General features: G+C 61.1%; 27 protein-coding genes. 11 read left to right on the forward strand and 16 right to left on the reverse strand.

Annotated features, from left to right (window positions below; translation table 11 throughout):
- The first annotated feature begins 40 nt into the window (after positions 1 to 40).
- Entirely contained in the window at positions 41 to 913 is an 873-nt protein-coding gene (locus CCE89_RS08845) for an LOG family protein (RefSeq protein ID WP_086437660.1), read from the forward strand.
- Positions 914 to 916: 3 nt separating this feature from the next.
- Here the strand turns inward: CCE89_RS08845 and thiD are convergent, their stop codons facing one another.
- Genes thiD through glmM form a run of 3 tightly spaced genes read right to left on the reverse strand, consistent with a single transcriptional unit; the run spans position 917 to position 3,293 of the window.
- Positions 917 to 1,735 (reverse strand): bifunctional hydroxymethylpyrimidine kinase/phosphomethylpyrimidine kinase, encoded by an 819-nt coding sequence (gene thiD, locus CCE89_RS08850; RefSeq protein WP_086437661.1) that lies wholly within the window; start codon positions 1,733 to 1,735, stop codon positions 917 to 919.
- The gene (locus CCE89_RS08855; RefSeq protein WP_086437662.1) at positions 1,732 to 1,956 is read right to left on the reverse strand and encodes a DUF1272 domain-containing protein; all 225 of its coding nucleotides are present in this window, start codon (positions 1,954 to 1,956) and stop codon (positions 1,732 to 1,734) included. The genes thiD and CCE89_RS08855 overlap by 4 nt, the downstream gene beginning before the upstream one ends.
- The gene (gene glmM / locus CCE89_RS08860) at positions 1,956 to 3,293 is read right to left on the reverse strand and encodes a phosphoglucosamine mutase (RefSeq protein WP_086437663.1); all 1,338 of its coding nucleotides are present in this window, start codon (positions 3,291 to 3,293) and stop codon (positions 1,956 to 1,958) included. Before glmM ends, CCE89_RS08855 begins: the two co-directional genes overlap by 1 nt.
- A gap of 106 nt (positions 3,294 to 3,399) precedes the next feature.
- Between glmM and CCE89_RS08865 the strand changes: the two genes are divergently transcribed.
- Together CCE89_RS08865 and CCE89_RS08870 are read left to right on the forward strand one after the other, a co-directional pair.
- Positions 3,400 to 4,659 (forward strand): dicarboxylate/amino acid:cation symporter, encoded by a 1,260-nt coding sequence (locus tag CCE89_RS08865; RefSeq protein WP_234990013.1) that lies wholly within the window; start codon positions 3,400 to 3,402, stop codon positions 4,657 to 4,659.
- 72 nt (positions 4,660 to 4,731) lie between these two features.
- On the forward strand, positions 4,732 to 5,340 hold the full coding sequence (locus tag CCE89_RS08870; RefSeq protein WP_086437664.1) for a superoxide dismutase: 609 nt from the start codon (positions 4,732 to 4,734) through the stop codon (positions 5,338 to 5,340).
- 78 nt (positions 5,341 to 5,418) lie between these two features.
- On the opposite strand, the gene CCE89_RS08875 is transcribed toward CCE89_RS08870, so the two are convergent.
- The 3 genes from CCE89_RS08875 to CCE89_RS08885 all read right to left on the reverse strand — a co-directional run bounded on the left by CCE89_RS08875 (position 5,419) and on the right by CCE89_RS08885 (position 7,520).
- On the reverse strand, positions 5,419 to 6,612 hold the full coding sequence (locus CCE89_RS08875; protein ID WP_086437665.1) for an AI-2E family transporter: 1,194 nt from the start codon (positions 6,610 to 6,612) through the stop codon (positions 5,419 to 5,421).
- 84 nt (positions 6,613 to 6,696) lie between these two features.
- Entirely contained in the window at positions 6,697 to 7,308 is a 612-nt protein-coding gene (locus CCE89_RS08880; protein WP_086437666.1) for a sigma-70 family RNA polymerase sigma factor, read from the reverse strand.
- Positions 7,308 to 7,520 (reverse strand): NepR family anti-sigma factor, encoded by a 213-nt coding sequence (locus CCE89_RS08885; RefSeq protein ID WP_159456644.1) that lies wholly within the window; start codon positions 7,518 to 7,520, stop codon positions 7,308 to 7,310. Before CCE89_RS08885 ends, CCE89_RS08880 begins: the two co-directional genes overlap by 1 nt.
- 143 nt (positions 7,521 to 7,663) lie before the next feature.
- Here CCE89_RS08885 and CCE89_RS08890 point away from each other — a divergent pair, with 143 nt between their 5' ends.
- Positions 7,664 to 9,337 (forward strand): CHASE domain-containing protein, encoded by a 1,674-nt coding sequence (locus tag CCE89_RS08890; RefSeq protein WP_086437667.1) that lies wholly within the window; start codon positions 7,664 to 7,666, stop codon positions 9,335 to 9,337.
- Positions 9,338 to 9,380: 43 nt separating this feature from the next.
- Here CCE89_RS08890 and CCE89_RS08895 read toward each other — a convergent pair whose 3' ends face one another.
- The 3 genes from CCE89_RS08895 to CCE89_RS08905 form a co-directional block, all read right to left on the reverse strand.
- Entirely contained in the window at positions 9,381 to 10,175 is a 795-nt protein-coding gene (locus tag CCE89_RS08895) for a response regulator (RefSeq protein WP_086437668.1), read from the reverse strand.
- Between the two features lie 443 nt (positions 10,176 to 10,618).
- Positions 10,619 to 11,044 (reverse strand): response regulator, encoded by a 426-nt coding sequence (locus CCE89_RS08900; RefSeq protein ID WP_086437669.1) that lies wholly within the window; start codon positions 11,042 to 11,044, stop codon positions 10,619 to 10,621.
- Positions 11,045 to 11,146: 102 nt separating this feature from the next.
- Entirely contained in the window at positions 11,147 to 12,304 is a 1,158-nt protein-coding gene (locus tag CCE89_RS08905) for a GNAT family protein (RefSeq protein ID WP_086437670.1), read from the reverse strand.
- 173 nt (positions 12,305 to 12,477) lie between these two features.
- Between CCE89_RS08905 and CCE89_RS08910 the strand changes: the two genes are divergently transcribed.
- Positions 12,478 to 13,572: a fatty acid desaturase family protein gene (locus tag CCE89_RS08910; RefSeq protein ID WP_086437671.1), complete on the forward strand. Its 1,095-nt coding sequence runs from the start codon at positions 12,478 to 12,480 to the stop codon at positions 13,570 to 13,572.
- 9 nt (positions 13,573 to 13,581) lie between these two features.
- Here the strand turns inward: CCE89_RS08910 and CCE89_RS08915 are convergent, their stop codons facing one another.
- The 7 genes from CCE89_RS08915 to CCE89_RS08945 all read right to left on the reverse strand — a co-directional run bounded on the left by CCE89_RS08915 (position 13,582) and on the right by CCE89_RS08945 (position 20,522).
- Entirely contained in the window at positions 13,582 to 14,100 is a 519-nt protein-coding gene (locus CCE89_RS08915; protein WP_086437672.1) for a GNAT family N-acetyltransferase, read from the reverse strand.
- Positions 14,097 to 15,194 carry an LPS export ABC transporter permease LptG gene (lptG, locus tag CCE89_RS08920; RefSeq protein WP_086437673.1) on the reverse strand — a complete coding sequence of 366 codons (1,098 nt, stop codon included), beginning with the start codon at positions 15,192 to 15,194 and terminating at the stop codon, positions 14,097 to 14,099. The genes CCE89_RS08915 and lptG overlap by 4 nt, the downstream gene beginning before the upstream one ends.
- Positions 15,195 to 15,208: 14 nt before the next feature.
- Positions 15,209 to 16,441, reverse strand: a complete 1,233-nt coding sequence (gene lptF / locus CCE89_RS08925) for an LPS export ABC transporter permease LptF (RefSeq protein WP_086437674.1) — start codon at positions 16,439 to 16,441, stop codon at positions 15,209 to 15,211.
- Positions 16,442 to 16,547: 106 nt separating this feature from the next.
- Positions 16,548 to 17,057: a DUF427 domain-containing protein gene (locus CCE89_RS08930; protein ID WP_234990014.1), complete on the reverse strand. Its 510-nt coding sequence runs from the start codon at positions 17,055 to 17,057 to the stop codon at positions 16,548 to 16,550.
- 10 nt (positions 17,058 to 17,067) lie between these two features.
- Positions 17,068 to 17,397 carry an ATP-dependent Clp protease adapter ClpS gene (gene clpS / locus CCE89_RS08935; protein WP_086438050.1) on the reverse strand — a complete coding sequence of 110 codons (330 nt, stop codon included), beginning with the start codon at positions 17,395 to 17,397 and terminating at the stop codon, positions 17,068 to 17,070.
- Between the two features lie 284 nt (positions 17,398 to 17,681).
- Positions 17,682 to 18,494, reverse strand: coding sequence for a phasin family protein (locus CCE89_RS08940; protein WP_086437675.1), 813 nt, complete (start codon positions 18,492 to 18,494; stop codon positions 17,682 to 17,684).
- A 108-nt stretch (positions 18,495 to 18,602) separates the two neighbouring features.
- Positions 18,603 to 20,522 carry a PHA/PHB synthase family protein gene (locus CCE89_RS08945; RefSeq protein WP_086437676.1) on the reverse strand — a complete coding sequence of 640 codons (1,920 nt, stop codon included), beginning with the start codon at positions 20,520 to 20,522 and terminating at the stop codon, positions 18,603 to 18,605.
- Between the two features lie 128 nt (positions 20,523 to 20,650).
- Between CCE89_RS08945 and CCE89_RS08950 the strand changes: the two genes are divergently transcribed.
- From CCE89_RS08950 to CCE89_RS08975, 6 genes are all read left to right on the forward strand, one after another.
- Entirely contained in the window at positions 20,651 to 21,850 is a 1,200-nt protein-coding gene (locus CCE89_RS08950; protein ID WP_086437677.1) for an LL-diaminopimelate aminotransferase, read from the forward strand.
- Positions 21,851 to 21,949: 99 nt separating this feature from the next.
- The gene (locus CCE89_RS08955; RefSeq protein ID WP_086437678.1) at positions 21,950 to 22,507 is read left to right on the forward strand and encodes a helix-turn-helix domain-containing protein; all 558 of its coding nucleotides are present in this window, start codon (positions 21,950 to 21,952) and stop codon (positions 22,505 to 22,507) included.
- A 24-nt stretch (positions 22,508 to 22,531) separates the two neighbouring features.
- Complete coding sequence (locus CCE89_RS08960) at positions 22,532 to 22,879, forward strand: hypothetical protein (RefSeq protein ID WP_086437679.1); 348 nt, start codon at positions 22,532 to 22,534, stop codon at positions 22,877 to 22,879.
- A 9-nt stretch (positions 22,880 to 22,888) separates the two neighbouring features.
- A complete protein-coding gene (locus CCE89_RS08965; protein WP_086437680.1) occupies positions 22,889 to 23,398 on the forward strand; it encodes a hypothetical protein in 510 nt (169 codons plus the stop codon).
- Between the two features lie 24 nt (positions 23,399 to 23,422).
- On the forward strand, positions 23,423 to 23,830 hold the full coding sequence (locus CCE89_RS08970; RefSeq protein ID WP_086437681.1) for a JAB domain-containing protein: 408 nt from the start codon (positions 23,423 to 23,425) through the stop codon (positions 23,828 to 23,830).
- An 11-nt stretch (positions 23,831 to 23,841) separates the two neighbouring features.
- A complete protein-coding gene (locus CCE89_RS08975; protein WP_086437682.1) occupies positions 23,842 to 24,216 on the forward strand; it encodes a winged helix-turn-helix domain-containing protein in 375 nt (124 codons plus the stop codon).
- Positions 24,217 to 24,280 lie beyond the last annotated feature (64 nt).

Below are 24,280 nucleotides of genomic sequence, written 5' to 3' on the forward strand. Positions count from 1 at the left end.
GACTTGCCGTTGCAATGCCCGCCGCCTAGTGGCGATATCCATGACAGACAAAGAATTGACCGACCGCCGCTTCTACCGGGCGGAACAGGAAGCCGGCTTTGCCGATGCCGGACCTCAGGAAACCCCCCAGACGCAGCACCCGGCCTATCGCCTCGCATTCCGCGATACCGATTTCATGTTGCGCGACGAACTGCGCCCGGTGCGCTTTCAGCTTGAACTGCTCAAGCCGGAAATGTTGCTCGACGAAGCGCGTGTCGGCTCGACCCTCGTGATCTACGGATCGGCCCGCATTCCTTCACCCGAACAGGTCGAAGCGCGGCTCGAAGCGGCAAAGAACGACAGCGAGTACGAGCAACTTGTGGCGCAAAACCTCGCCAAGAAGGCGAAGTATTACGAAGAGGCGTACAAGCTCGCCAAGCTGGCCAGCGAGAAGGCCGTGGTCGAAGGTGGCAAGCGGCAGTTCGTCGTGACTTCGGGCGGCGGCCCTTCGATCATGGAAGCGGCCAATCGCGGGGCAAGCGATGCGGGTGCGGAATCGATCGGGCTCAACATCATCCTGCCGCATGAACAGGCGCCCAATTCCTATGTCACGCCGTATCTGTCGCTCAATTTCCACTACTTCGCGCTGAGGAAGATGCACTTCCTGCTTCGCGCGCGAGCCGTGGCGGTCTTCCCCGGTGGCTTCGGCACGTTTGACGAGTTGTTCGAACTTCTGACGCTGATCCAGACCGGCAAGATGAAGCGCATCCCGATCCTGCTGTTCGGCAGGGATTTCTGGAATCGCGTGATCGATTTCGAAGCGATTGCCGAGGAGGGCACCATCTCGAAGAAGGATCTCGACCTAATTCACTGGTGCGAGGACGCCGAGGACGGCTGGTGCCATATCGCAGAATTCTACGACCTAGAGTGCTGAGTCCTAGCGGGCCGTCGTTCGCACCGCCTGATGGCCGAGCGGGCCGTTGCCCCCGCCGAACCCCGGGGCCTGCTCGATAGCGTGATAGACGAACTTGCGGGCGAGCCTGACGGCGTGCTCCATCGGCTGGCCGTGCCCCAGCAGCGTGGCGATTGCCGATGACAGGGTGCAGCCCGTGCCGTGCGTATGCCGCGTATCGATGCGGGCGTGATTGAAAGACACCGCCCGGTCGTCTCCCGGAGAGACCAGCATGTCGATGATGCGCGCATCATCGGTATGGCCGCCTTTCGCCAGCACATCACAATCATGCGCGTCGGCGAGTTCGAGCGCGGCATCGGCCATTTCGTCATTGGTGCGAAGCGAGCGTTCGGCGAGATGTTCCAGTTCGGGCAGGTTGGGAGTGATCAGGCTCGCGAGAGGAAATAGCCGGTCGCGCAGCATCGAGACGGCATCGGGCGCGATCAGCGCATCGCCCGACGTCGCAATCATGACGGGATCGAGCACTACGCTGACCTTGCCTTCCAGTCGCTCCAGCTCGCTCGCGACGGCATCGATGATCTCGACATCGTGAAGCATTCCGATCTTGATCGCATCGACGCCGATATCCTCGATGCAGGACGCGATCTGTTTCGCGACGATCCCGCCGCCCATCGGGGCGATTGCCTGCACGCCGAGCGTGTTCTGCGCAGTGACAGCTGTGATCGCTGTCATTGCGTAGCCGCCCAGCATGGCGATGGTCTTGATATCGGCCTGGATGCCGGCACCGCCTGAACTGTCCGAACCGGCGATGGCAAGGATGCGTGGTGGCTTGCGCTCGCTCACGAGGTGAACTTCCGCTCGGTCGAGGGCGGATACTTCTCATGCAGGGCTTTCGCCCGTGTGGGGCGGTCCATCAGCTCGCCACCGCAATTGGGGCAGATATCATCGAGCGCTTCCGCGCACGGTACGCAGAAGGTGCACTCGAAACTGCAGATGAAGGCACCGGGGCGCTCTGCCGGAAGATCGGTGCCGCACTTCTCGCAATCGGGCCGCATTTCAAGCATCAGGCGGCGTCTTTCACGGCGAGACAAATGCGCTCGACCACCGCTTCGACCTGCGCCTCGTCGTCGCCCTCCGCCATGACGCGAATGACCGGCTCGGTGCCCGATGGGCGGATCACCAGCCGACCCTTGCCAGCCAGTTCCGCCTCCGCATCGGCGATGCATTGCTTGACGCTTTCCGCTTCCAGCGGCGCGCCGCCATCATAGCGGACGTTCTTGAGGAGCTGCGGGACAGGATCGAACAGGTGAAGCAGTTCGCTTGCCGGTTTGCCGTCGCGCATCAGGCTCGCAAGGACGCGCAAGGCAGCGATGGTGCCATCACCCGTGGTCGCATGATCGAGCAGGATCATGTGACCCGACTGCTCGCCGCCGAGGTTGAATCCGCCCGCTCGCATCCGCTCGAGCACGTGCCGGTCGCCGACCTTGGTCCGCTCCAGCGTCATGCCCTTGCTTTCAAGGAACCGCTCGAGACCGAGGTTGCTCATCACCGTGGCGACGACGCCTCCGCCTTTCAGCAGGTCTTTCTCCGCCATGCGTACCGCGATGAGAGCCATCAGCTGGTCGCCGTCGACTGCCTGCCCTTTTTCGTCGACCACGATCAGCCGGTCGGCATCACCGTCGAGCGCGATACCGATGTCCGCGCCTTCTTCGACGACACGCTTCTGAAGAGCGCCGATAGCGGTCGAGCCGACCCCGTCGTTGATGTTGGTGCCATTGGGCTCGACGCCCATCGTCACCACGTCCGCGCCCAGCTCCCAGATTGCAGAAGGGGCCACCTGGTAGGCAGCACCATTGGCGCAGTCGACCACGACCTTCAGCCCGTCGAACCGGGTCTCGTTGGAAACCGATTGCTTGACCGCGTGAATGTAGCGCCCGCGTGCATCCTCGATCCGCCGCGCCCGGCCGATCTGGTTCGACGGAGCCAGTACCGGTTCTTCGGAAATCCTGGCTTCGATCGCCATCTCGTCATCGTCGGAAAGCTTGAACCCGTCCGGGCCGAAAAGCTTGATGCCGTTGTCCTCGTAGGGGTTGTGACTGGCCGAGATCATCACGCCGAGATCCGCGCGCATTTCACGGGTAAGCAATGCGATGGCGGGCGTCGGCAGCGGTCCGGTCATGATCACGTCCATGCCGACGCTGGTGAAACCGGCCACCAGCGCGCTTTCCATCATATAGCCCGACAGCCGGGTATCCTTGCCGATCACAACGCGGTGGCGGTGGTCGCCGCGGACGAAGTGCGCGCCTGCCGCCTGGCCGACCCGCATCGCCATCGATGCCGTCATATTTCCCGTGTTGGTACGGCCCCTGATTCCGTCGGTGCCGAAAAACTTGCGTCCCATCGGTTTGCACTATCCCTTCCACGTCGCCATTCGGCGCGATTGCCAGCCGCTTCTGGCGTGGTTATCGCGCGAAGGGAAGGGCAGTGGGCCAAATGGGGGCGAGATTTTGAACGGCACGGTTTCGCAACGATTTGAGCTGGTCGAGATTCGCCTGCCGGTCCTGATGACGTTCGCCGGACTTGTCGCCGGCCTGCTCGCCGGCATGTTGCTGGCGGGAGGCAGCGCGATAGACAGCGTGCTGACCGTCACCGCGCCCGTGGGAACGCTGTGGTTGCGAGCTTTGCAGATGACGATCATTCCGCTCGTCGCCAGCCTGCTTGTGCTCGGTATCGTGCAACTGGCGGGCGCTGCACAGGCAGGCGCTGCAGCACGCCGCATGCTCCTGCTCGTGTTCGGCGTGCTGATCGCCAGCGGTCTCGTCACTGTGATCGCGATGCCGCTCCTGCTGCAAGTCTTTCCTATTCCCGAGGCAGCGAGCGCATTTCTCGCCAATGTGCCGGAAGGTGAGCAGCAAGTGCCCGGCGTCGGCGATTTCATCACCTCGCTGGTCGCACCCAATATCATCGCCGCGGCGACCGAGACCGCGATGCTTCCGCTCACGATCTTCTTTGCGCTCTTCGCCATCGCGATCACGCGCTTGCCAGAGAGCCAGGCGGATACCTTGCTGCGGCTGTTTCATGCGCTTGCCAATGCCATGCTCATGCTGATCGGCTGGGTGCTCTGGCTAGCACCGATCGGCGTCTTCGCGCTGGCGCTGGGCGTCGCGGCGAGAGCCGGGGGAGGGGCCTTCACCGCGCTTGCGCACTACATCCTCGTCGTCTCGGCAATGGGCGGCTTTGTCTTGATCGGCGCCTATCTGCTCGCATGGTTTGCCGGAAAGGTAACACCCTTGCGTTTCGCCCGGGCAATGATCCCCGCGCAAGCGGTGGCCATTTCGACGCAGAGCTCGCTGGCCAGCCTGCCAGCCATGCTCGATAGCGCAGGGCGCCTCGGCCTGCGTCAGCGAACAGCCGAGTTCGTCCTGCCGCTCGCGGTGGCGATTTTCCGGGCCACCAGCCCTGCGATGAATATGGCGGTGGCACTCTATGTCGCGCATCTCGCCGGCGTCGACCTCACACCGACGCAGCTCGCCGCAGGCATCGCCGTGGCGCTGATCATCTCGATCGGCTCTGTCAGCCTGCCCGGCTCGATCAGCTTCGTCGTCTCGATCGGCCCCATCGCCATTGCCATGGGCGTACCGATCGAGCCGCTCGCCTTGCTGGTCGCGGTAGAAATGCTACCTGACATCATGCGAACGCTCGCCAACGTCACCATGAACGTTGCCGTGACGAGCGCGGTCGACCGCGTGGGAGAAGAGCATGTTTGATTTGCAACCAATCGCGGTGCGAAGCGTTGATTGACGAATGACGAATTTAATCCAACCAAGACAGGAGCGACCATGTCCTTTGAACTGATGTCCCTTCCCTATGCCGACGACGCGCTCGATCCGGCAGTATCCGCAGAAACGCTGTCCTATCACCACGGCAAGCACCACCAGGCCTATATCGACAAGACCAATGCCGCGATCGAAGGCACCGATCATGCGGACAAGTCGCTCGAAGAAATCATTGCAGCGGCGCGCGGATCGAACCAGGGCCTCTTCAACAATTCCGCACAGAGCTGGAACCACGGTTTCTACTGGCACTCGATGGCGCCCGACGGCGGCACTGCCTCGGATGAACTCAAGTCGATGATCGACGATGCTTTCGGTTCGATGGACAAGCTCAAGCAGGAACTGAAGGACCGCGGCGCAGGCCATTTTGCCAGCGGCTGGGTCTGGCTGGCGGAGAAGGGCGGCAAGCTCTCGGTTGAGGAAACGCACGATGGCGACACTCTCGCCGACAGCGACTTCAATCCGCTGCTGACGATCGACGTGTGGGAACACGCCTATTATCTCGATCATCAGAACAAGCGTCCGGCCTATCTCGATGCCGTGATCGACGAAAAGCTCAACTGGAGCTTTGCTTCGGAAAACCTCGCACGCGGGACGACCTGGACCTACTCCTGATCGTTTAGGCCGAGATCTTTTTTTGCAGAGGCCCGCCCGCCGCAAGGCTGGCGGGCCTTTTCATGTCTGGGTTGGATATCAGGCGGCGGGGTCGCTCGTTCCATCCTCCGCGCCGAGCGCCAGAAGGTTGGTCTTGAACAAGGGCTCGCCGAAGATGAAACCGATGAGGTTCGGCCTCCCGACATGGTCGAAAAACGCCGTAAGCGTCAGCAGGATCGGCACCGATAGCAGCGCACCGAATACGCCCCAGATCCACGAGAAATAGGATAGCGCAATCAGGATCATCACCGGGTTCATGGTGAAGCGCGCACCGAGAATGGACGGCGTAATGACGTTCGATTCCACGGTGTGCAGCCCCACATATGCCGCAGCTGGTATCAGTCCCAGAAACAGCGTTTCGGTGGTCCCGATACCGAACAGGGCGAGGATCGCTGTCATCACGAGCGGACCGATATAGGGTACGAAATTGAGAATCGCGGCGAGGCCACCCCACATCACCGGCGCCTCGATGCCCAGGAGCCAGGCCCCCAGCGCCACGATCACGCCGACCCCTGCATTGATCCAGCCTACGGTCAGAATGTAGGCGGCCACCCTGTCCTGCACCTCGCGCATGACCCGCGCTGCCTTGACCGAAGAGCCGAAGTTCGACCGTTCGAACAGGAGGTGGCGGCGAAGGCGGACGCGCGCCTCGATCATGAAGAACGCCATCAGGAAGGTCAGCAGGACTTCCAGCACAACGCTCGGCGTGGCGAAAGCGAGCTGTTCGAGCACACTGGGGCTGGCGAGTACGACTTCTCGCGCGCCTGACTGGCCCATCAGATCGGCCAGCTCGCGATTGGCGATGGCCAGCCACTCGAACTGGTCGCGCAGTTCACCGAACCGCTGGCCAACCCTGTCGGCCATTGCCGGCAGCTCGTCGAACAGCGCGACGGCGGGCTGGAGCACCAGCGCCAGCGCGAGCATCACGACGGTGAGGAAGACCAGCAGTGCGCCAAGCGACGCCAAGACATTGGGCAGCCCTAGTCCGGACAGCTTGTCAGCCAGCGGCGATAACAGAATCGTGAGAAGGATCGCCGTAACGAGCGGCAAGAACACCACCGATCCGATCGAAAGGACGAAGGGAAGCGCCAGGAAAAGGCCCATACCGATCAGCACCACGAGCGCGGAGATCAGCCGCAGCTCCTGCTCCGCAAATGCCATTCGCCGGCTCGGACGCGGCTGGCCGGGTGCAGGCACGGTTGTCGCAGCGGGTGGTTCGGGCGTTTCGTTCATTGTCGGATACTCTGGAGTCTGGGCTCCAGCAGGGCAAGTGCAATCCGGCCCGACCAGCGGGCGCGGACCGGTTTACACTTGTGTCTAGTTCTTGGTCGGAGCGACGCCATTGCCCGCAGCAACATCGTCGAGCTCTTCAAGGATGGCGCGATGCGCTGTCTCATCGTCGATCGAGCGTTGCGGAATATCGCCGTCTGCGAGCATCGAGTTGAGCGCAGAGCGTGCGCGCCCGACGCGGCTCTTGATCGTACCGACGGCACAGCCACAGATGTTTGCTGCCTCTTCATAGGAGAAGCCGCCAGCACCCACCAGTAGCAGGGCCTCGCGGCGTTCCGGCGGCAGCGTCAGCAGCGCACGGTGCATATCGGACAGGTGGATCGGTTCCTCCTGTCCTGCAGGTGCGGTCAGAATGCGTTCCGCGACATTCTCGTCATACTCGCCGCGAAAGCGGTTGCGCCGCATGTCGGTGAGATAGGCGTTGCGCAAGATGACGAAGGTCCAGGCGCGCATCGAGGTTCCGGGCTCGAACCGATCCTGCGCAGCCCATGCCTTCAGCATGGTCTCCTGCACAAGGTCGTCGGCCATGTCGGGACGTCCGCAGAGCCCTCGCGCAAATGCGCGAAGGTGCGGCACGACCTCGGTAAGCTCGCGCTTGAACTCGGCCTTTTCGGCCGGTGTTCGTTCGTGTTTCGGCATTAGCTGTTGTCGCCCTGGCCTGCGCCTTTTTCCCGACCCTTGCTCTGATCGAGCTGGTCGAGCAGATTTTTGAAGCTGTCGGGTAGAGGTTCGTCAACCACGGAATCGTAAAGCTGACGCAGTCCGTCAGCCCATTCGGGTCCTTCGGTTTCTTCTTTTCCCCCTGAGCCATGCGGCAGTTTCGGTTTCGGAGTTTTCTTTTCCGCGGACATAAGTTGTCTGGGCACCTTCGATTCTTCAATCTTATTTCAAGGCAAACCCGAACGACCCATCGGGTTTTGATCGTTCTCGGGGAACGGAATGGACTCTGTTTGGTTCCCAGCGGGGGGCAGAAAGAAGATTCAAAGCGACAGGGATGCTGACAGGCGAGAAAAAAAGAGATCGGAAAGGTCGCGCAGGACGCTGGCTGATTGATTATCCTCGCGCCATTCCGGTGGGGATTTTCATGGCGATCGCCGCCATAACTGCGCTCAGTGTATTTTCGATCGAGAACGGTGAAAACCGGCGGGAGAAAGGCCTCCTGCGCGAGGTTTCCCAGTCCGTCGCATCGTCACTCGACCGTCGCGGCAACACAAGCTCGTCATATCTGCAGGCAGGGGCAGCGCTTTTCACGACGGTAGATGATGTAGGGCCCGAACTCTTTCGCCGCTTCGTTGCCGAGTTGCGACTTGATTCCGACTATCGCGGTGCAGACGGCATCGGTTGGGCCTATGCCATCGACAGGGACGAAGTGGGCGAATTTGAATCGCAGATCGCTCTGCAAACTGCGTCACGATATCGGGTCGATGTGGGTGAGAGTTCCAGCCAGCCGCGCCTGGTTCCGGTAACCTATCTCTTGCCGGAGACAGAAAGAAACCGACGTGCGCTGGGTTACGACATGTATTCGGAACCTGTTCGCAGGGCGGCGATGGATGAGGCCGAGCGGGCCGTTCGTCCAACCGCGTCCGGGCAGGTAGTGCTCGTCCAGGAAGGCGCCGGATCATCGCCCGGCTTCATCATCTATATGCCTGTCTTCCGCAACTCTTCCCAGGGGCGCGAACTGAAAGGCTTCATATATAGCCCTTTCAATGCGCAGGTATTCCTTGAAAGCGCGCTTGAGCTTTCGACCGTCCGCGACATGGGCATTCGCCTGTACGATGGCGCCATGGCTGAAGAAAATCTGATTGCGTCCCATTCGCCAGGCACGGCCACGGGCGAGGTGCTTGTAAGCGAAGTGCAGATTGCTAACCGGCAGTTCCTTCTCGCTGTGGAATCAAGCAAGGCGGATGCGCTTTCGCCGTTGTCGATGGCAACATTGTTGTTCGGCCTGTCCGTCGCCGCATTGCTTATGCTGCTCGCGCGGCTGCAAGCGCGGCAGGCGCGTGAAGACCTCGATCGCCTCGCGATGTTCGAGGAACAGAACTCGATCCGCAATTCGCTCGTCCGTGAGCTGAACCACAGGGTCAAGAATACGCTCGCTAATGTTCTTTCGATCATCTCCCTCACGCGTCGCCGTACCGATGAACTCAATGAGTTCGCCGATGGCCTCGAGGGGCGTGTTCGTGCGCTGTCGGCGACGCACGATCTGTTGACCAAATCGGAGTGGGGCACGACCCTGATTGGCGATGTCATCGATGCGGAGGTCGCGCCTTATTCGACCGGCTCGGACAGCGCGGTGAGTCTGTCCGGTCCCGCCATCGAACTGGCGCCCAATGACGCTCTGTCACTGGGGATGGCTATCCACGAACTTGCGACCAATGCGGCCAAATACGGGGCGCTGAGCACTCCCGCCGGGAAAGTGACCATCGATTGGCGGATGCACACCGACAAGCTGGCAGTGGTCAATTGGCAGGAGAGCGGCGGGCCGCCCGTTTCCGAACTGCGCGAAACGGGTTTTGGGACCGAGCTGATCGAGAAGATCATCGCGCACGAATTGAAGCACCCGGTAGAACTCGACTTCCCGGTGGAGGGTGTACGCTGCACGCTTCACGTACCTGTGAGGGCGCGGGGAGAATTCCAGATGCGGCAGAAAGCACGTCTGGACGGGTAGACCTCGAAGGCCCCCCGTCCAGACTTAGTGCAAAGGGTTTTGTTTAGGTAAGCGGACGGCTGGAGCCGAAGAAGAGCGCCTGGCTGATCGCCGTGCGCACCGATTTCTCCTGGAAAGGCTTGGTCACCAGATAGGTCGGCTCCGGACGGTCACCCGTCAGGAGGCGTTCCGGATAGGCGGTGATGAAAATCACGGGAACACTGCTGATCTTGAGAATATCGTCAACGGCATCGAGCCCGGATGAGCCATCGGCCAATTGGATATCGGCAAGGACCAGTCCCGGCTGTTTTTCCGCCACGACTTCCTGCGCCTGGGTCCGCGTCGCCGCAGTCCCGCAGATCTCGTGGCCGAGCGATTTGACCAGATCTTCAAGCTGCATCGAGATGAGCGGCTCGTCTTCGATGATAAGGACATCGGTGGCCGATTCGCTGTCGATCTCTTCGATCGCCTCCTGGATCAGGCCCTGCACCGCTTCGGGTGAGAGATCCATGATTTCCGCAGTCTGCGGCACACTGAAATCTTCGAGCGTCGTGAGCAGGAGCGCTTGCCGATTGAGCGGCGTGATCGCGCCGAGGCGCTGGCTCGCTGCTGCTTCGAGTTCGCTGTTGCCACGATCGATCTCGCCCGTTTCGAGATAAGCGCTCGACCAGACCTTGTTGAACGCACGATAGAGCGGGACCCGCCCGCCATTCAGGCTGTCGCGAAGGTCATCGTCGGCGAGCGCCGCTTCGAGCGTCGCGCGGACGAAGGTATCGCCAGTGGTTTGCGAACCTGTCAGCGCACGCGCATAGCGCCGCAGAAAAGGCAGGTCCGCTGCAATCTTATCACTCAATGCCATGGAGTTCCCTCACCAGAGTTGTCGCGCCATTAAACGGCCTGCTTTGCTTTCGGTTCCGCGCGCTCTGAACGTGAATGAACTGACCGCAAGGCGCTGTTCGAGCCTGCCGGACGAGGCAGGCTGTTCGTGTGGCAATGCAGCTAGTCACCGTTCCCCGTCATGGCAACCGGCAGGCGGCGCTTTGGCCTCGTTCGCAAAAAAATTTCGAAAATAATTGATGCGGTGGGAACTACTGTTTTGGCGGGGCATTTAGTCCTTGTCACCGCCGAGACCCCCCTCCCGTCCAAGCGGCAGGTGATACGATCCCGAAAGGCCTTCGCTCAAAAGAGCGGAGGCCTTTTTTTGGATCTGAATGATGTGATCCATGGGAAACACTGCGCGCGCAGGCGAACGCAAGGGCTCGCACCTGAAGTGCGCCCGAGCTCAATCAGCGGCAATGTTTGTCAGTCGCGTCGGAGCGCAGCGAGAAAGCCTGTCTTGCGCTTGCCGCGCAGCAGACCGATCAATTCTTCGGGTGCGTAAGGCTTCGCAAGGACCGTCCCTAGCTTCGCGACATTTTCGGGGATGTCCTGCGGCGTGCCGGTCTGGAAGATGATCTGGGGAGGCTTGCCGCCGACCACGTCCACCATCTCGGCAATGCCCCAGCCTTCATCGATGTCCGCCAGATGGACATCTATGATCATCGCGTCGGGCCGCTGTTCGCGCAGTTGTTCGAGCGTGCAGGCGGCGGTCGCGCAGATGCTCACTTCTTCAACGCCGGCGGCTCGCAGAATCTGCTCGATATCCATGCCGAGCACGGCATCGTCCTCCACCACCATCACGTGGCGGGGCATGTCGTTGGAAGATTTGCGAGCTTGTGTTTTGCGCATCGAGAGTCCCTGGCGGCCCGCTGAAATTGCGCACCTTGTATCGGGACCAACCGCGCTGGGAACCTGCTGGTTCCCATAGCCATGGCTTGAGCGTTCTTTTGCTCAGGCCAGTGGCTTTTCAAACACGATATATTCCCGGTTTACCGTACTTTGAATGGTATCGGCGATAGCGACCATCCCCTGGTTGTCGTCGAGAATCCAGCCGATCTCGCCGCGGACCGCACCGAAATCCGTGGCCGCGTTTTCCCTGATCTGGCTGATCATCATGAAGGCGAGCTGGCTGGCAAGACGCGAGCTGTGCAGTTGCTTCTTCACGCCCATCAGCGGAACGCGCATGTCGGCATTGGTCGGCTTCCTGAGCCAGCGCAGAAGGTGAAACCAGCCGAAGGGAAACAGCTTGCCGTTGATGCGCTTCAAGATCCGATTGATGTCGGGGAAAGTCAGCATGAAGGCAACCGGCTCGCCATCGACTTCGGCAATCATGTTGAGCGGCTCGAAGATGATCGGTTTCAGCTTTTTCCCGGCGTAGGCCACCTCTTCGGGGGTGAAAGGAACAAACCCCCAGTTGCCCGACCATGCATCGTTGAGAATCGACAGTACGATCGCCGCGTCCCGATCCCAGTTGCTCTTGTCCACCTGACGGACGGTAATGCGTTCGTTGCGATGGCCAGATTTGACGATGCGCTGGACGATCGGCGGAAATTCCTTCTGCACGTCGAGATGATAGGTCAGGAGCGACTTGGCCGGCGCATAACCCGCCGCTTCGATCCAGCCGCGATAATGCGCCGGATCGTGTCCCATCATGATCATCGGCGAATGGTCTTGCCCGCTGACGAGCAGGCCGGGCTCTTCCCACACCGACATCGATATGGGGCCGAGCACGCGCGTCATGCCCTCGGCGCGCAGCCATGCTTCGGCCGTATCGAGCAGCGCCTTTGCCACTGCCTCGTCTTCGGCGTCGAAATAGCCGAACATGCCGGTGCCGGGGCCGAAGCCCTGCTCCGACGGCATTTCAAGGGCCAATTCATCGATATGCGCCGAAATTCGGCCCACCGCTTTGCCATCTCGCCGCGCGACAAACAGCTGCGCGCGTGCGTGGCCGAAGAAGGGATTCTTGTCCGGATTGACCAGTTCGAGCTGTTCGGAACGCAATTGCGGCACGCTATGTGGCTCGCGAGCGGCGAAATCGCGTCCAAGATCGACGAATTCCGCTCGCTGCTTCTTGCCGGAAATCGGCTCGATCACTATTTTTCCGTCCATCACTGGCGCATCTCGTTCATTTGGCCACTTCAAGCGGCTGTTCAGGCTGGATTAGCCCTGTCTGCACTAATTGCGCCAAGTCAAGTCAGCCAGTCGATCACTCTGGTAGAGAGGACTTGTTTGTCCTCACCGCGCTTTATGCGGTAAGGCCCCACCAAGAAACCGATAGAACCATGGAACAGACCCTAGACCCTTCCGCAAATCCGGCTGAAAGGCCCGCCAAGGCCACGCGCGCGCAGTTCCTTGCGAGCGACGACAAGGCGATGCTGCGCGCCGCGCGTGAACTGACCAAGGATCTGGGCACGGCACGCGCTGCGATCTACTGGCCCGACATGCTGTTTTTCAGCCTGACCGGCTATGCCGCGATTGCGGGCGCTGTGCTGGTCGAGAATGTGTGGGCAGCCATTGCGCTGGGGCTCTATGCCTCGCTCGCGCTCTATCGCGCCTTGATGTTCATCCATGAGCTGACGCATATCCACCGCGATGCGCTTCCCGGGTTCCGCCTCGGCTGGAACCTGCTGGTCGGTATTCCATTGCTGACGCCGAGCTTCATGTATGAAGGCGTTCACACGCTCCACCACAAGCGTACGCAATATGGCACGGTGGAAGATCCCGAATATCTGCCGCTGGCGCTGATGAAGCCCTGGACGCTTCCCGCATTCGTGCTGATCGCCTTGCTCGCGCCGGTGGCGCTGCTGCTGCGGTTTGCGGTGCTGGTGCCATTGGGTGCGATCATCCCGCCGATCCGTCAGCAGGTCTGGCAGCGCGCTTCTGCGCTTTCGATCAATCCCTACTTCCGCCGCCGCCCGCCCGAAGGCGAGCTGAAGCCGCGCGTCCTCTGGCAGGAAGTGGGCGGCATGGTCTGGGCCTGGACGATCCTCGCCAGCACGATGGTGATCGGCTGGAGGCCATTGCTCATCGCGCTCGCGATCGTCTCGCTCACCGCATTGCTCAACCAGCTCCGCACGCTGGTCGCGCATCTGTGGGAGAACGAGGGCGAACCGATGACGGTGACGGCGCAGTTCCTCGACAGCGTCAACGTGCCGCCGCCGGGCCGGATTGCAGAGATATGGGCGCCGGTCGGCTTGCGCTACCATGCGTTGCACCACCTGATGCCCTCCATGCCCTATCACGATCTGCCCGAGGCGCACCGCCGCCTGCGCAAAGAGCTGGGCGAGGCTTCGACCTATGACGGGGCGAACCACCCGGGAATGATGGTGCTGGTCGGGCGTATCGCGAAAAGCACGATGGGGCGCCGCAGCGCCTGAAGCGCCGACTCAATCGAGAAAGCAGATCATCGCGCAGCGCCGGTCACGCGGCATGCCGAGCGCCACCGCATCCTCGAGCGATTGCGCGAGATGCGGTCTGCCTTCGAAATTCTCGACCTCGACGAAGCCGTGTCTCGCATAGAACGGGCCGTTCCACGGGATATCGCGATAGGTGTTGAGCGTGATCGCGCGTAGCCCCGAGTTCGCCGCATCGATCTTGAGCGCCCTCAGCAAGGTCGATCCGATATGCTTGCGCTGATGGGCGCGCGCTACGGAAAGCTCGTGCAGATGCAGCTCTCGCCCGATGCGGCCAGCCGCCGCGAATCCCACCACTTCGTCTCCCACGGCAGCAGCAAGGCACTGGCCCGCCGCAATCGTGCGGCGATAATCTTCGGCGCTGGTCGAGGGCGGGACGGGAATGCCCGCCAGAGACGGCTCTTCGCGCAGCAGCGCGGCCGCATCTTCCTCCACCCGATGAAACCCCTCGGCATCCTCGGGGCGGGCGAGGCGAATGGAGAAATCGCTCATTCCTCGGTCCGAATGAGGACCGTCTCGCCCACCAGCAGGAACAGGAAGAATGGCGCCCAGGCGGCAAGAAAGGGCGGGTAGCCACCGAAACTGCCCATGGCGAGCGCGGCATTGTCGATCACGAAATAGGCAAAGCCCAGCGCCATCCCGATCAGCGCGCGCACGAACAGCATGCCGGAGCGCGCTAGGCCGAAGGCCGCAACAGCGCCCAACAGGGGCATAAGAAACGCAGAAAGGGGCCCGGAGAGCTTGTGCCACCACTTGGCCCGCATTTCGGACGTCCGCCTGCCGACCGCTTCATAGGCCGCGATCGAATCCGACAATTCGAAGAAGGACAGCGCGTCGGGATCGATCGTATCGAGGTCGATCTGGCCCGGAGTGAGACCCCGGCCGACGACCAGCTCGCCCAGCTGCTCGGTTTGGGCAGCGGCAACGTCGAAGCGGGTCGCATTTTCCAGCCGCCATCCGGGGTTGGCGAAGGTCGCGCGCGGTGCACGAACCTGCTCGCTGATCAACCCGCCGTCGCTGCGATCGTACCAGGTGACATTGGTCATGGTGATGGCATCGCCCGAACCCGCGATCGAGGCTGCGCTCAATATGCTCTCGCCATCGGTGAGATAGACATTCGCCTTCACATTGGATTGCTGCGGCACCTCGCCCCATTCGGCCGCCTCCCAGGCCTTCAGCGTCGCGGTGGCGCTGGTCACGACACGCTCGTTGAAGGCGAAGCTGAGAGCCGACACCAGCGCGGCGGTGAGAAGCAGCGGTGCGAGCACCTGATGGGCGCTTAGCCCCGCGGCCTTCATCGCGATCACCTCGCTATTCTGGTTGAGGGTAACGAGGGTGATGATTGTCGCCAGCAGCACCGAATAGGGCAGGAAGCGCTGGATCAGCTGCGGTATCCTGAGGCCGGCATAGGTCAGGAGTTCGCCCTGGCCATTGCCTTCCACCGCGAGGATTTCACCGCTGCTCGACAACAGGTCGAGCATCATCAGCACGAGCACCAGCATGACCAGCACGGCCAGGATCCGCACCACGAACATCTTGGCGAGATAGATGGTGAGCGTGCGCGAAGGAAAGAAATCGAGCTGCACTTGGGGTCTTTATCCTATTCGGCCGGAGCCGTTTCCATCGATGCGATCTGCTTTGGCCGGCGGCGCTTGAACAGCTTCTTGATCCGTTTCGAAAGCTTGGCGAACCAGGTCTCCAATGCACCGATCGCCTGTCCGCCCGGGACATAGGCCACGCGGTAATACATCCAGATGATAAGCGCTGCGAAGAGGACGAATGGTCCCCACAGGGCAAGGATCGGGTCCACCCGGCCGAGCGCCGCAATGTCCTCTCCATACTGGTTTATCTTGTGATAGGAGACGACCATGATGATCGACACGAAGACGCCGAGCGCGCTCGTAGATCGTTTGGGCGGGATCGCGAGAGACACCGCAAGGAGCGGCATCAGCCACATCATCACCACCTCCACGAGCCGGAAGTTGAAGCTCGCCTGGCTCGCATCGCGTTTCGCCTCGGGCTGGCCGTCGCTCCATCCGATGCTCAACAACTCGGGCAGAATATATTCACGCTCGGCATCGCCGCGCGCGCGGAACTCTTCCACCCGGGGCAGGTCGATCGGCAAATCATGGCGGCTGAAGCTGAGGACGCGCGGTGTCGCGCTGCCGGTATCCTGTACGATGGTGCCTTCGGTCAGGCGCAGGATGATCGTGTTGGGATCGTCGCTCGTCGCCAGGAACGCGCCTTCCTTGGCGCTGATCGAAAGCACCTGCCCCTTTGAATTGGCGACGCGCGCGAAAATGCCCTTGAGCCGACGTCCTTCGTCCTCGCTCGCCTCGATCCGCAGGGCCATGCGGTCCTTGAGCGTGGTGAATTCGCCCACCTTGATCGAGGCACCCAGCGCGCCGGATCGCAGCTCGTACTCCATCTGCTCGTAATAATAGCGGCTGACCGGCTGGATATAGAACACCAGCGCGACATTCACCGCGACCAATACGGCGGTAATGATGTAGGGGACGCGCAGCAGGCGATTGTAGCTGAGGCCGACCGCGCGCATGACGTCGAGCTCGCTCGATGTGGCGAGCCGCCGGAAGGCCATGAGGATACCGAGCAGCAATCCCAGCGGGATGGCGAGACTGGCGTATTCGGGGATGAGCGCGCCGAGCATCTTGAAGACGACGCCGATCGGGCCGCCTTCGACCGCGACGAAGTCGAACAGGCGCAGCATCTTGTCGAGCAGCAGCAGCGATGCGGCGAGCGCGAAAACACCCAGCATGGGGAATATCACCAGCCGGAAGATATAGCGGTCGATACTGGGAAAGAGGTTTGCCAAGGCGCCTAACGTCGGTCCGGTTGCGTTACACCTGAGGCCCTAGCGCGAAATTGCCTCGCGGTCATGCCCCAAGCTGAAATTCGACTCTGGCACTTTTGCTGGGGCGCTACCAGAACCGGCTGCCGGGAATGCCCTTGAACGGGCCCGCTTCGTATCGGGAGATCCAGCCACCATAGAACTCGCCGGGCTGCGGTGTGATCTGCTCGCCATCGACAAGGCACTGATCGAGCGGGTCCGGATAGAACGCCAGGTGATCGCGGATCGGTGCAAAGGCAGGGGTCGGCTGCGGGTAGCTCCACGCGACCGCTTCCAGCCGCTCACCATCGATCACCAGGTCCCAGTAATTCGCCTGCCCTTTCCACTCGCAGATGGTGCGCCGCGCATTGGGGGCGAGCAGCTCCATCGCGATGTCGCTCTGCGGGATGTAATAAGTCGGCGGGTGGCTCGTTTCGAGCGTGCGCCACGCCTGCTTGCTGTCGGCGATTGTCACTCCGCGGTGAATGATGCGGATATGGCGGTCGGTGGGTTCGGCAATGGCAGGGTGGGGATAGTCCCAGACGCTTTCCTGGCCGGGACCGACCAGGTCGGGTTCAGGATGGCCCGAGAACAGGCTCACGCCTTCGAACCTACGCCTTTTCGAGCGTGCATTGCAGCGGGTGCTGGTTTTCGCGGGCGAAATCCATCACCTGGTTCACCTTGGTCTCGGCCACTTCATAAGGGAAGATGCCGCAGACCCCGACGCCGCGCTGGTGGACGTGGAGCATGACGCGCGTGGCCTGCTCGAGATCCATCTGGAAGAACCGCTTGAGCACCATGACGACGAATTCCATCGGCGTGTAATCGTCGTTGAGCATCAGGACCTTGTACTGGCTCGGCTTCTTGGGGCGCGCCTTGGTCTTGGTCGCAATGCCAACGGCGCCGTCCGTATCCGAATCGCCGTCTTTCTTGTCAGCCATGCGGAAAGGTGCGCGCAGTTCGGCTGCCGGCGAAGGGAGGGTGGGGCGGTTATCGGTCATTGCAGGGTGCAATATCGTAAGGCTTGGCATGATCGCAAGATGCGAAAGTGCAGGTTAATTCCATGCCAACAACGCTCTGACGGCAATTCAACCTGCGCTGGCAGCATCCAGGAGCCCAAAAAGATGAGCCGGACAGACCCATCGGGTCCGTCCGGCTCGGGTTCGCTAACCGGGATAAAGGGAGAGAGGAGTTTTCCCGGCGTCGCTAACCTGACTGGTAAGCCTTAGGCGGCAGCCTTCGAGATCTTCTCGGCGGCAACGCTCATGCGGTTCGAAATCGGTGCAAACGCATCGTTGTAGAGCTTGAGAAGAGCTTCGGTGCGCTTCGAGCCGAAGGAAACGGCTGCGTCGAAGTTGCGGCGAGCGAGTTCGCCCTGAAGCTGCATGAGCTCGGTCGGCGACTTCACGGAGGCCATCTTCTTGACGTCCGCCGTCACGGTTTCGACGGCAGCCTTGCTGTTCGCAACGTCTTCCTTGACCAGGTCCTGGGCGCCCGAGAAGAAAACCTTGCCCGAAGCGACGACGGCTTCGAGATTGGCCTTGTTGAACTCGGTGACTTCGCCAGCGAACTCGCCGGTCTTGGCATAGGCGCTCTTGAGGCGGCCCTGAACGTCGGCAGCCATTTCCTTGGCAGCCTTGGTGTATTCGGTGGTTTTGGCTTTGGCCATGACGGTATCCTTGATCTTGGTAACGGGATTGGTTGAGGTCTTGGCAGCGGCCTTCGCCGACGCCTTCTTGGGGGCGGGCTTTTTCGCTGCAGTCTTTTTCGGCGCAGCCTTCTTGGCCACTGCCTTCTTCTTCGGCGCGGCCTTCTTGGCTACTGCCTTCTTCTTGGGAGCGGGCTTAGCCTTCGGCGCAGCCTTCTTGGCCGGAGCCTCGACGGCCTTCTCGACGGCTTCGAGCTTCACGTCGGCCTTGGGCGCGTCGGCTTCGACAGCCTTTTCGACAGCCTTCTCGCTCACATTGCTCTTTGCAGCAGCTTCGGCATAGGCCTTCTCTGCAGCGGCATCGATCTTCGATTTGGCATCGTCTGCCATGGGAACCTCACTTCGTGTTGCAGTGCACAAAATAGATATTGCAAGCGCGAAGTCAAGGGTTTTTTGTGCAGTGCACAAAAATGGAGGATTAGACGCTATTCCAGCAGGTTAGCGCGTTTTGACGTAGCGGCCGGGCGCATCTTCGATAACATTATCGCCCTTTCCGCCCGGCTTTCTCTTGCCAGTTGCAGGGACCGTGGCATCGTCGAGGTCCTTCAGCCAGTCGAGCCAGTGCGGCCACCAGCTGCCGGGGTGCTCTTCGGCGCCTTCCTTGAACTCTTCGAGCGAGGAAGCGCCGCTGTCGCCGGTCCAGTACTGGTACTTGTTGGCGGCGGGCGGATTGACCACGCCTGCGATATGGCCCGACCCCGCCAACAGGAAGGTGGTCGGCCCCTTGAAATGGTTCGTGGCTCGCCAGACGCTTGCAGCAGGCGCGATGTGATCTTCCTTGCCTGCCTGGATATAGGCAGGCGTCTCGATCTTGGTGAGATCGATCGGCGTGCCATCGGCACTCAGCGCATCGGGCTGGACCAGCTTGTTGTCGCGATAGAGATCGCGCAGGTAATCCCTATGCCACTTGGCGGGCAGATTGGTGACGTCGCCGTTCCAGTGGAGCAGGTCGAACGCCGGATAGTCCTCGCCAAGCAGGTAATTGTTGACGACGTAGTTCCAGATCAGGTCTTTCCCGCGCAGCGAATTGAAGGTCGCTGCCAGATAGCGCCCGTCGAGATAGCCGTCGTGGGAGAGATTCCCGATCATCTCCAGTTGGCCGTCGTCGATGAAATGCTTGAGCTCGCCGCTCTTCTCGAAATCGACCTGCGCGGTGAAGAAGGTCGCGCTCTTGACCTTGTCGGCTTCCTCTCGGCGGGCAAGGATCGCCAGCGTCGCGGCGAGCGTCGTCCCTGCAACGCAATAGCCGATCGTGTGGACGGCAGGAACCTTCAGCCGGTCGCGGACATGGTCGATCGCCTCGATCTGGGAACGGATGTAATCGTCCCACACCACGTCCTTCATGCTGGAATCGGCGGACTTCCAGCTGACCACGAAAACGCTGATGCCCTGATCCACGGCCCACTTGATGAAGCTTTTCTGCGGGGTGAGGTCGAGGATGTAGAAGCGGTTGATCCAAGGCGGGAAGATCACCAGCGGCACCTCGAGCACATCCTTGGTCGAGGGGCTGTATTGCACGAGCTGGTAGAGCGGCGTTTCATGCACCACCTTGCCCGGCGTCGCCGCGAGGTTCTCGCCCAGCGTGAAGGCATTGGCATCGGTATGGGTCAGCTGGCCGCGCTTCAGGTCGTTGATGAGGTGGCGCATCCCCTTCACCAGGTTCTGCCCCTTGGTTTCCATCGTGCGTTTCAGCACGACAGGATTGGTCATGATGAAGTTATCAGGGCTCATCGCCTCGACCAGCGAGGTCGTCGCGAACTCGAGCTGCTTCTTCTCTTCTGCCCCGATGCCTTTCATCTCCTTCGCCGCGGTAACGAAATATTCCGCCAGCATCAGATAGGTCTGGTGGAGGAGGGCAAAGGCAGGGTTTTCCTTCCACGCCGGATCGGCAAAGCGGCGGTCCTTGCGCGGCAGTTCGGGCGTCTCCGCCTGCTCTCCCTGGGCGCCGGGCAGGAAGCTGCTGAAAACGCTCTGCCAGACCTGCATCGCGTCGGTGGCGAACTTCTGGGACGCTGCAAGCGGGGCGGTGGGCATCTGCTTCGCCATCCCCTGCATCATCACCATCCATTGTGCCGGATCGAACGCATTGGCCTTGTTCGCGGCCTCGCCTGCCTTTTCCTGCGCGAACTCGAGCCACATTGCCTGAAGCTCCTGCGCGGTCTTCGCCCATTCGGCGAGATCGGCCGGGTCCATCGCTCCCAGGTCACCCATGTCCGGCATGGCCCCCTGGGCCATTGTCCCGAATCCCTTGGGCGCCATCTGCCCCATCATTTCGCGCATCGCTTCGCCCTGCATGTCGAAGAAAGCGCGGAAGGGTTCGGTCTGCTGGTTCCAGGAGTTACCGGGGTCGTCGGCCATGTCTGTGCTTCTCTTTGGTCGCTAAACTTTGCTGCGATAGCGAAAATGGGTTTTCCCTGCACCTGATATATGCGTAGATTCATTCCCGGCCGGGCTGTTCCGGCAGAAAACAGAACGCAAAGGTACCCATGGATCCCGATTTCTACCGCATGAGACGCTTGCCGCCCTATGTCATCGCAGAGGTAAACGCGATGCGACATGCAGCACGTCAGGCGGGCGAAGACATCATCGATCTGGGCATGGGCAACCCCGACCATCCGCCGCCCCAGCATGTGATCGACAAGCTGTGCGAAGTCGCGCAGAAGCCCGATGCGCATGGCTATTCGCAGTCGCGCGGCATCCCGGGCCTCCGCCGCGCGCAGGCGAATTATTACGAGCGGCGCTTCGATGTCGAGCTCGACCCCGAGCGCGAAGTGGTCGTCACCATGGGATCGAAGGAAGGCCTCGCCAGCCTCGCCAATGCGATCATCGCACCGGGCGATGTCGTGCTGGCGCCCAATCCTTCCTACCCGATCCACACCTTCGGCTTCATCATCGCCGGCGCGACGATTCGGTCCGTCCCGACGACGCCCGATAACGAATACTGGCGTGCGCTCGAAAGCGCGATGGCCTTCACCGTGCCGCGGCCGAGCGTGCTGGTCGTCAACTATCCGTCCAATCCCACCGCCGAGGTGGTGGACCTTGCCTTCTACGAGCGGCTCGTCGCCTGGGCGCGCGAGAACAAGGTCTGGGTCCTGTCCGACCTCGCCTATTCCGAGCTCTATTTCGACGGCAACCCGACCCCTTCGATCCTGCAGGTACCCGGAGCCAAGGACATCGCGGTCGAGTTCACGAGCATGAGCAAGACCTATTCGATGGCCGGCTGGCGCATGGGATTTGCAGCAGGCAATCCGCAGCTGATCGCAGCCATGACGCGTGTGAAGAGCTATCTCGATTACGGTGCCTTTACACCGATCCAGGCGGCGGCCTGCGCCGCGCTTAACGGTCCGCAGGACGTGGTCGAGGAAAACCGCCAGCGCTATCACAAGCGCCGCGACGTCATGGTCGAAGCATTTGGCCGCGCTGGCTGGGATATTCCCGCCCCGCCTGCCTCGATGTTCGCATGGGCACCGCTTCCGCCTGCATTGAAGGAAATGGGCAGCCTGCAATTCTCGAAGGACCTGCTCACCCATGCCAAGGTCGCGGTCGCCCCGGGCGTGGGATATGGCGAGCAGGGCGAAGGCTATGTGCGAATCGCCATGGTCGAAAACGAGCAGCGCCTCAGACAGGCGGCGCGAAACGTTAAGCGCTATCTCTCGTCACTCGGAATCAACAGTTCCGCTGCATAATCAGGGCCTTCGCAAACTTGACTTGCAACTCATCGATTTGACGGAGCCATTTGCGTTATTATCCGTTAACATCAACATTGATGGCTAATGGAGTGTCCAATGAGTAGTGGAGCCGCGCGGCCGCTCACCGAGCGTCAGCGTGCGGTGATGGAGCGGATTGACCGGCGAGTGCCAATCAAGGTCATCGCGAACGAACTGAGTGTTTCCGAAACGCGCATCAATCAGCACATCCGTGCGCTCAAGGATATTTATGACGCAGCCAGCCTTAACGAGCTGGTTGAGACCTACAGGGCTGCTGAAGGGCTTGATGAAACCTCTGATGAAGCCTTCAGCAATTCTGTATACACTAAAAATCAGGTCGAAGATAAGCCTCATGGGGGCAAGGATCATGGCCGGGTCGACTTGGGCGAGATCGTGTTCAGCGATGCCTTGCCCTTCGATCGGGTCGCTCCGTGGGAGCCCCTGACCGAACCGAGAGTCGTCCCCGGGGTGCTCGATGGCGACCATGCCGTCCTCCTACGCCTCGCGGTCATTATCGGGATCGCCTTCGGCATCCTGGCGGCAGTCGTCCTCATGGTGACGGCGGCCATGGCGATCAGCGAGGCTCTGGACGACAAGGCCACCATCCCCGTGGATTATACGCAACCTGCCAGCTGAGCGCGGCGGGTGAGGAGTTCACCCATGTCCGATCGGGTCCTTGACGACGCATACAACATCAAGAAGCTCATGCGCGAAGCCGAAGCGCTTGCCGACGAATCCATGCTGGCCTTCGCCCGGCTGAAGCAGGCGATGCTGGCCGCAAGGCTCAACCCTGCCGTCGAAGTTCACACCGGCCAGCGCGCCCTGATGCGGCTCAACGAAGCCGAGAACCAGGCCATGGCGATGTCGACCAACCTGCTGCGCGTCCATGATGAGCTGAGCAAGGTCGCCGGTATCTACGCGGCTAACGACGATGGCGTTCCGACGGAGATTCCCGAGGCCAGCATTGCGCGGAAAAAGACCGATGCCGAAGAGAGCATTGTCGTCTAGATCGACAGCATGCTTGCGGCAATTCTGGAATACCGTGCCGAGGTGCAAATGGTTGCAGCCTGGGTCCTTTGTCTCTGCGCCCTGAAATGGGGCGGAGGTCCGGAGCGCTGGGTTGCAATCGTTTGGCTCTCGGTGTTCGAGATCGTCCACCGCGGCTATCACCTGCTGTGGGAGCCGGTCTTTCGCGTCGATCAGTTCGATACCTTTCATGCGGCGATGGACCTCGCCGCAGGCCTCGGTTTTCTTGTTATCGCCCTACAGGCAAATCGGCTTTTCACGCTCTGGATTGCGTCATTCCAACTCATTTCGTTCAGCGCGCATCTTGCCCGGGGGATGGTCGATGAAATCACTCCAATCGCTTACGCCTTTCTCGTGATCGCACCGTCCTATTTCCAGCTGGCCATCCTTGGCGGCGGCCTCATCGCCCATGTGCGGCGGAAGAAGGAGTTCGGCGAATATCGTGACTGGCGAGGATCGGATTATGGCGCTGCCTCGCCGTTCGCCCAGCGAACCCGATAGTCGGCCAAGGGCAGGAAGGACCGCATGAACGCTCCCTTTCAAGCTCAAGCGCGCAGCTTTGCACGCGAATCCACGGTTGCGCGATATCTGTGCGATCTGTTCAGGGATCACGGCCTGGGTCGGGAGCATTTCTACGCGATCTTTCTGGATGGAGAGCGCAGGTATCTGGGAGATCGTTTCGTGCGGGGGGAAGGGGTCGCAGCGCTGCAATTGCGCGCACGGGAAATACTGGCCCAAGGCCTGCTACTCGAAGCTCGCGGCCTGATCATAGCGCATAACCATCCCTCGGGAATATGCAGGCCCAGTCACGAAGATCTGCGCGCAACGAAAAAACTTTCCGAAATTGCTTGCGCACTTGATATAGAACTTATGGATCATTTAATTATTACAAGGGATTGCGTGTATTCCATTCGCGCAGGGGGGGAATTGTGAAGGCGTTACCGTTGAATATTGCGAAGCCCGAAAGCGAGGAAATGATCCCGCGCTTTCGCGAGGCTGGCGACTTGACCCTCGACCTGTTTCATCGCGATGGGCGAGTGGAGGACCGCTGGCTCGGCTTGCATCCACGCGAGTTCGAACTGCTCTGGAGGCTGGTGCAGGACGTTGGTACGCCCGTGACCCGCAAGCAGTTGCTGGTCGATGTCTGGCGGATCAACCATGAGCCGGAAACCAACAGCGTCGCCGTCCATGTCGCCCGCGTTCGCGGCAAGCTCGCGCGGCTGGGTCTGGAAAACATCGTCCTGACCCATCCAGAGGGCGGCTATTACATCGATGCGCCCGCGGGACCGAGCAGCTTCCGCTTCAGCAATGCCGATTGAACTGCGTGGGCATTGTCCGCGATTTCGGGAGGCGTCATTTCGATAGGCATCACCTGTCTGGACA

The organism is Altererythrobacter xiamenensis, assembly GCF_900177715.1.
GTDB classification, from domain to species: domain Bacteria; phylum Pseudomonadota; class Alphaproteobacteria; order Sphingomonadales; family Sphingomonadaceae; genus Erythrobacter; species Erythrobacter xiamenensis.

Coding starts and splice junctions, on each gene's coding strand:
- CCE89_RS08845 (WP_086437660.1), top strand. CDS start 41: ATGACAGACAAAGAATTGACCGACCGCCGCTTCTACCGGGCGGAACAG.
- CCE89_RS08855 (WP_086437662.1), bottom strand. CDS start 1,956: ATGCTTGAAATGCGGCCCGATTGCGAGAAGTGCGGCACCGATCTTCCG.
- glmM (WP_086437663.1), bottom strand. CDS start 3,293: ATGGGACGCAAGTTTTTCGGCACCGACGGAATCAGGGGCCGTACCAAC.
- CCE89_RS08870 (WP_086437664.1), top strand. CDS start 4,732: ATGTCCTTTGAACTGATGTCCCTTCCCTATGCCGACGACGCGCTCGAT.
- CCE89_RS08875 (WP_086437665.1), bottom strand. CDS start 6,612: ATGAACGAAACGCCCGAACCACCCGCTGCGACAACCGTGCCTGCACCC.
- CCE89_RS08880 (WP_086437666.1), bottom strand. CDS start 7,308: ATGCCGAAACACGAACGAACACCGGCCGAAAAGGCCGAGTTCAAGCGC.
- CCE89_RS08885 (WP_159456644.1), bottom strand. CDS start 7,520: ATGTCCGCGGAAAAGAAAACTCCGAAACCGAAACTGCCGCATGGCTCA.
- CCE89_RS08890 (WP_086437667.1), top strand. CDS start 7,664: ATGCTGACAGGCGAGAAAAAAAGAGATCGGAAAGGTCGCGCAGGACGC.
- CCE89_RS08895 (WP_086437668.1), bottom strand. CDS start 10,175: ATGGCATTGAGTGATAAGATTGCAGCGGACCTGCCTTTTCTGCGGCGC.
- CCE89_RS08900 (WP_086437669.1), bottom strand. CDS start 11,044: ATGCGCAAAACACAAGCTCGCAAATCTTCCAACGACATGCCCCGCCAC.
- CCE89_RS08905 (WP_086437670.1), bottom strand. CDS start 12,304: ATGGACGGAAAAATAGTGATCGAGCCGATTTCCGGCAAGAAGCAGCGA.
- CCE89_RS08910 (WP_086437671.1), top strand. CDS start 12,478: ATGGAACAGACCCTAGACCCTTCCGCAAATCCGGCTGAAAGGCCCGCC.
- CCE89_RS08915 (WP_086437672.1), bottom strand. CDS start 14,100: ATGAGCGATTTCTCCATTCGCCTCGCCCGCCCCGAGGATGCCGAGGGG.
- clpS (WP_086438050.1), bottom strand. CDS start 17,397: ATGGCTGACAAGAAAGACGGCGATTCGGATACGGACGGCGCCGTTGGC.
- CCE89_RS08940 (WP_086437675.1), bottom strand. CDS start 18,494: ATGGCAGACGATGCCAAATCGAAGATCGATGCCGCTGCAGAGAAGGCC.
- CCE89_RS08945 (WP_086437676.1), bottom strand. CDS start 20,522: ATGGCCGACGACCCCGGTAACTCCTGGAACCAGCAGACCGAACCCTTC.
- CCE89_RS08950 (WP_086437677.1), top strand. CDS start 20,651: ATGGATCCCGATTTCTACCGCATGAGACGCTTGCCGCCCTATGTCATC.
- CCE89_RS08955 (WP_086437678.1), top strand. CDS start 21,950: ATGAGTAGTGGAGCCGCGCGGCCGCTCACCGAGCGTCAGCGTGCGGTG.
- CCE89_RS08960 (WP_086437679.1), top strand. CDS start 22,532: ATGTCCGATCGGGTCCTTGACGACGCATACAACATCAAGAAGCTCATG.
- CCE89_RS08965 (WP_086437680.1), top strand. CDS start 22,889: ATGCTTGCGGCAATTCTGGAATACCGTGCCGAGGTGCAAATGGTTGCA.
- CCE89_RS08970 (WP_086437681.1), top strand. CDS start 23,423: ATGAACGCTCCCTTTCAAGCTCAAGCGCGCAGCTTTGCACGCGAATCC.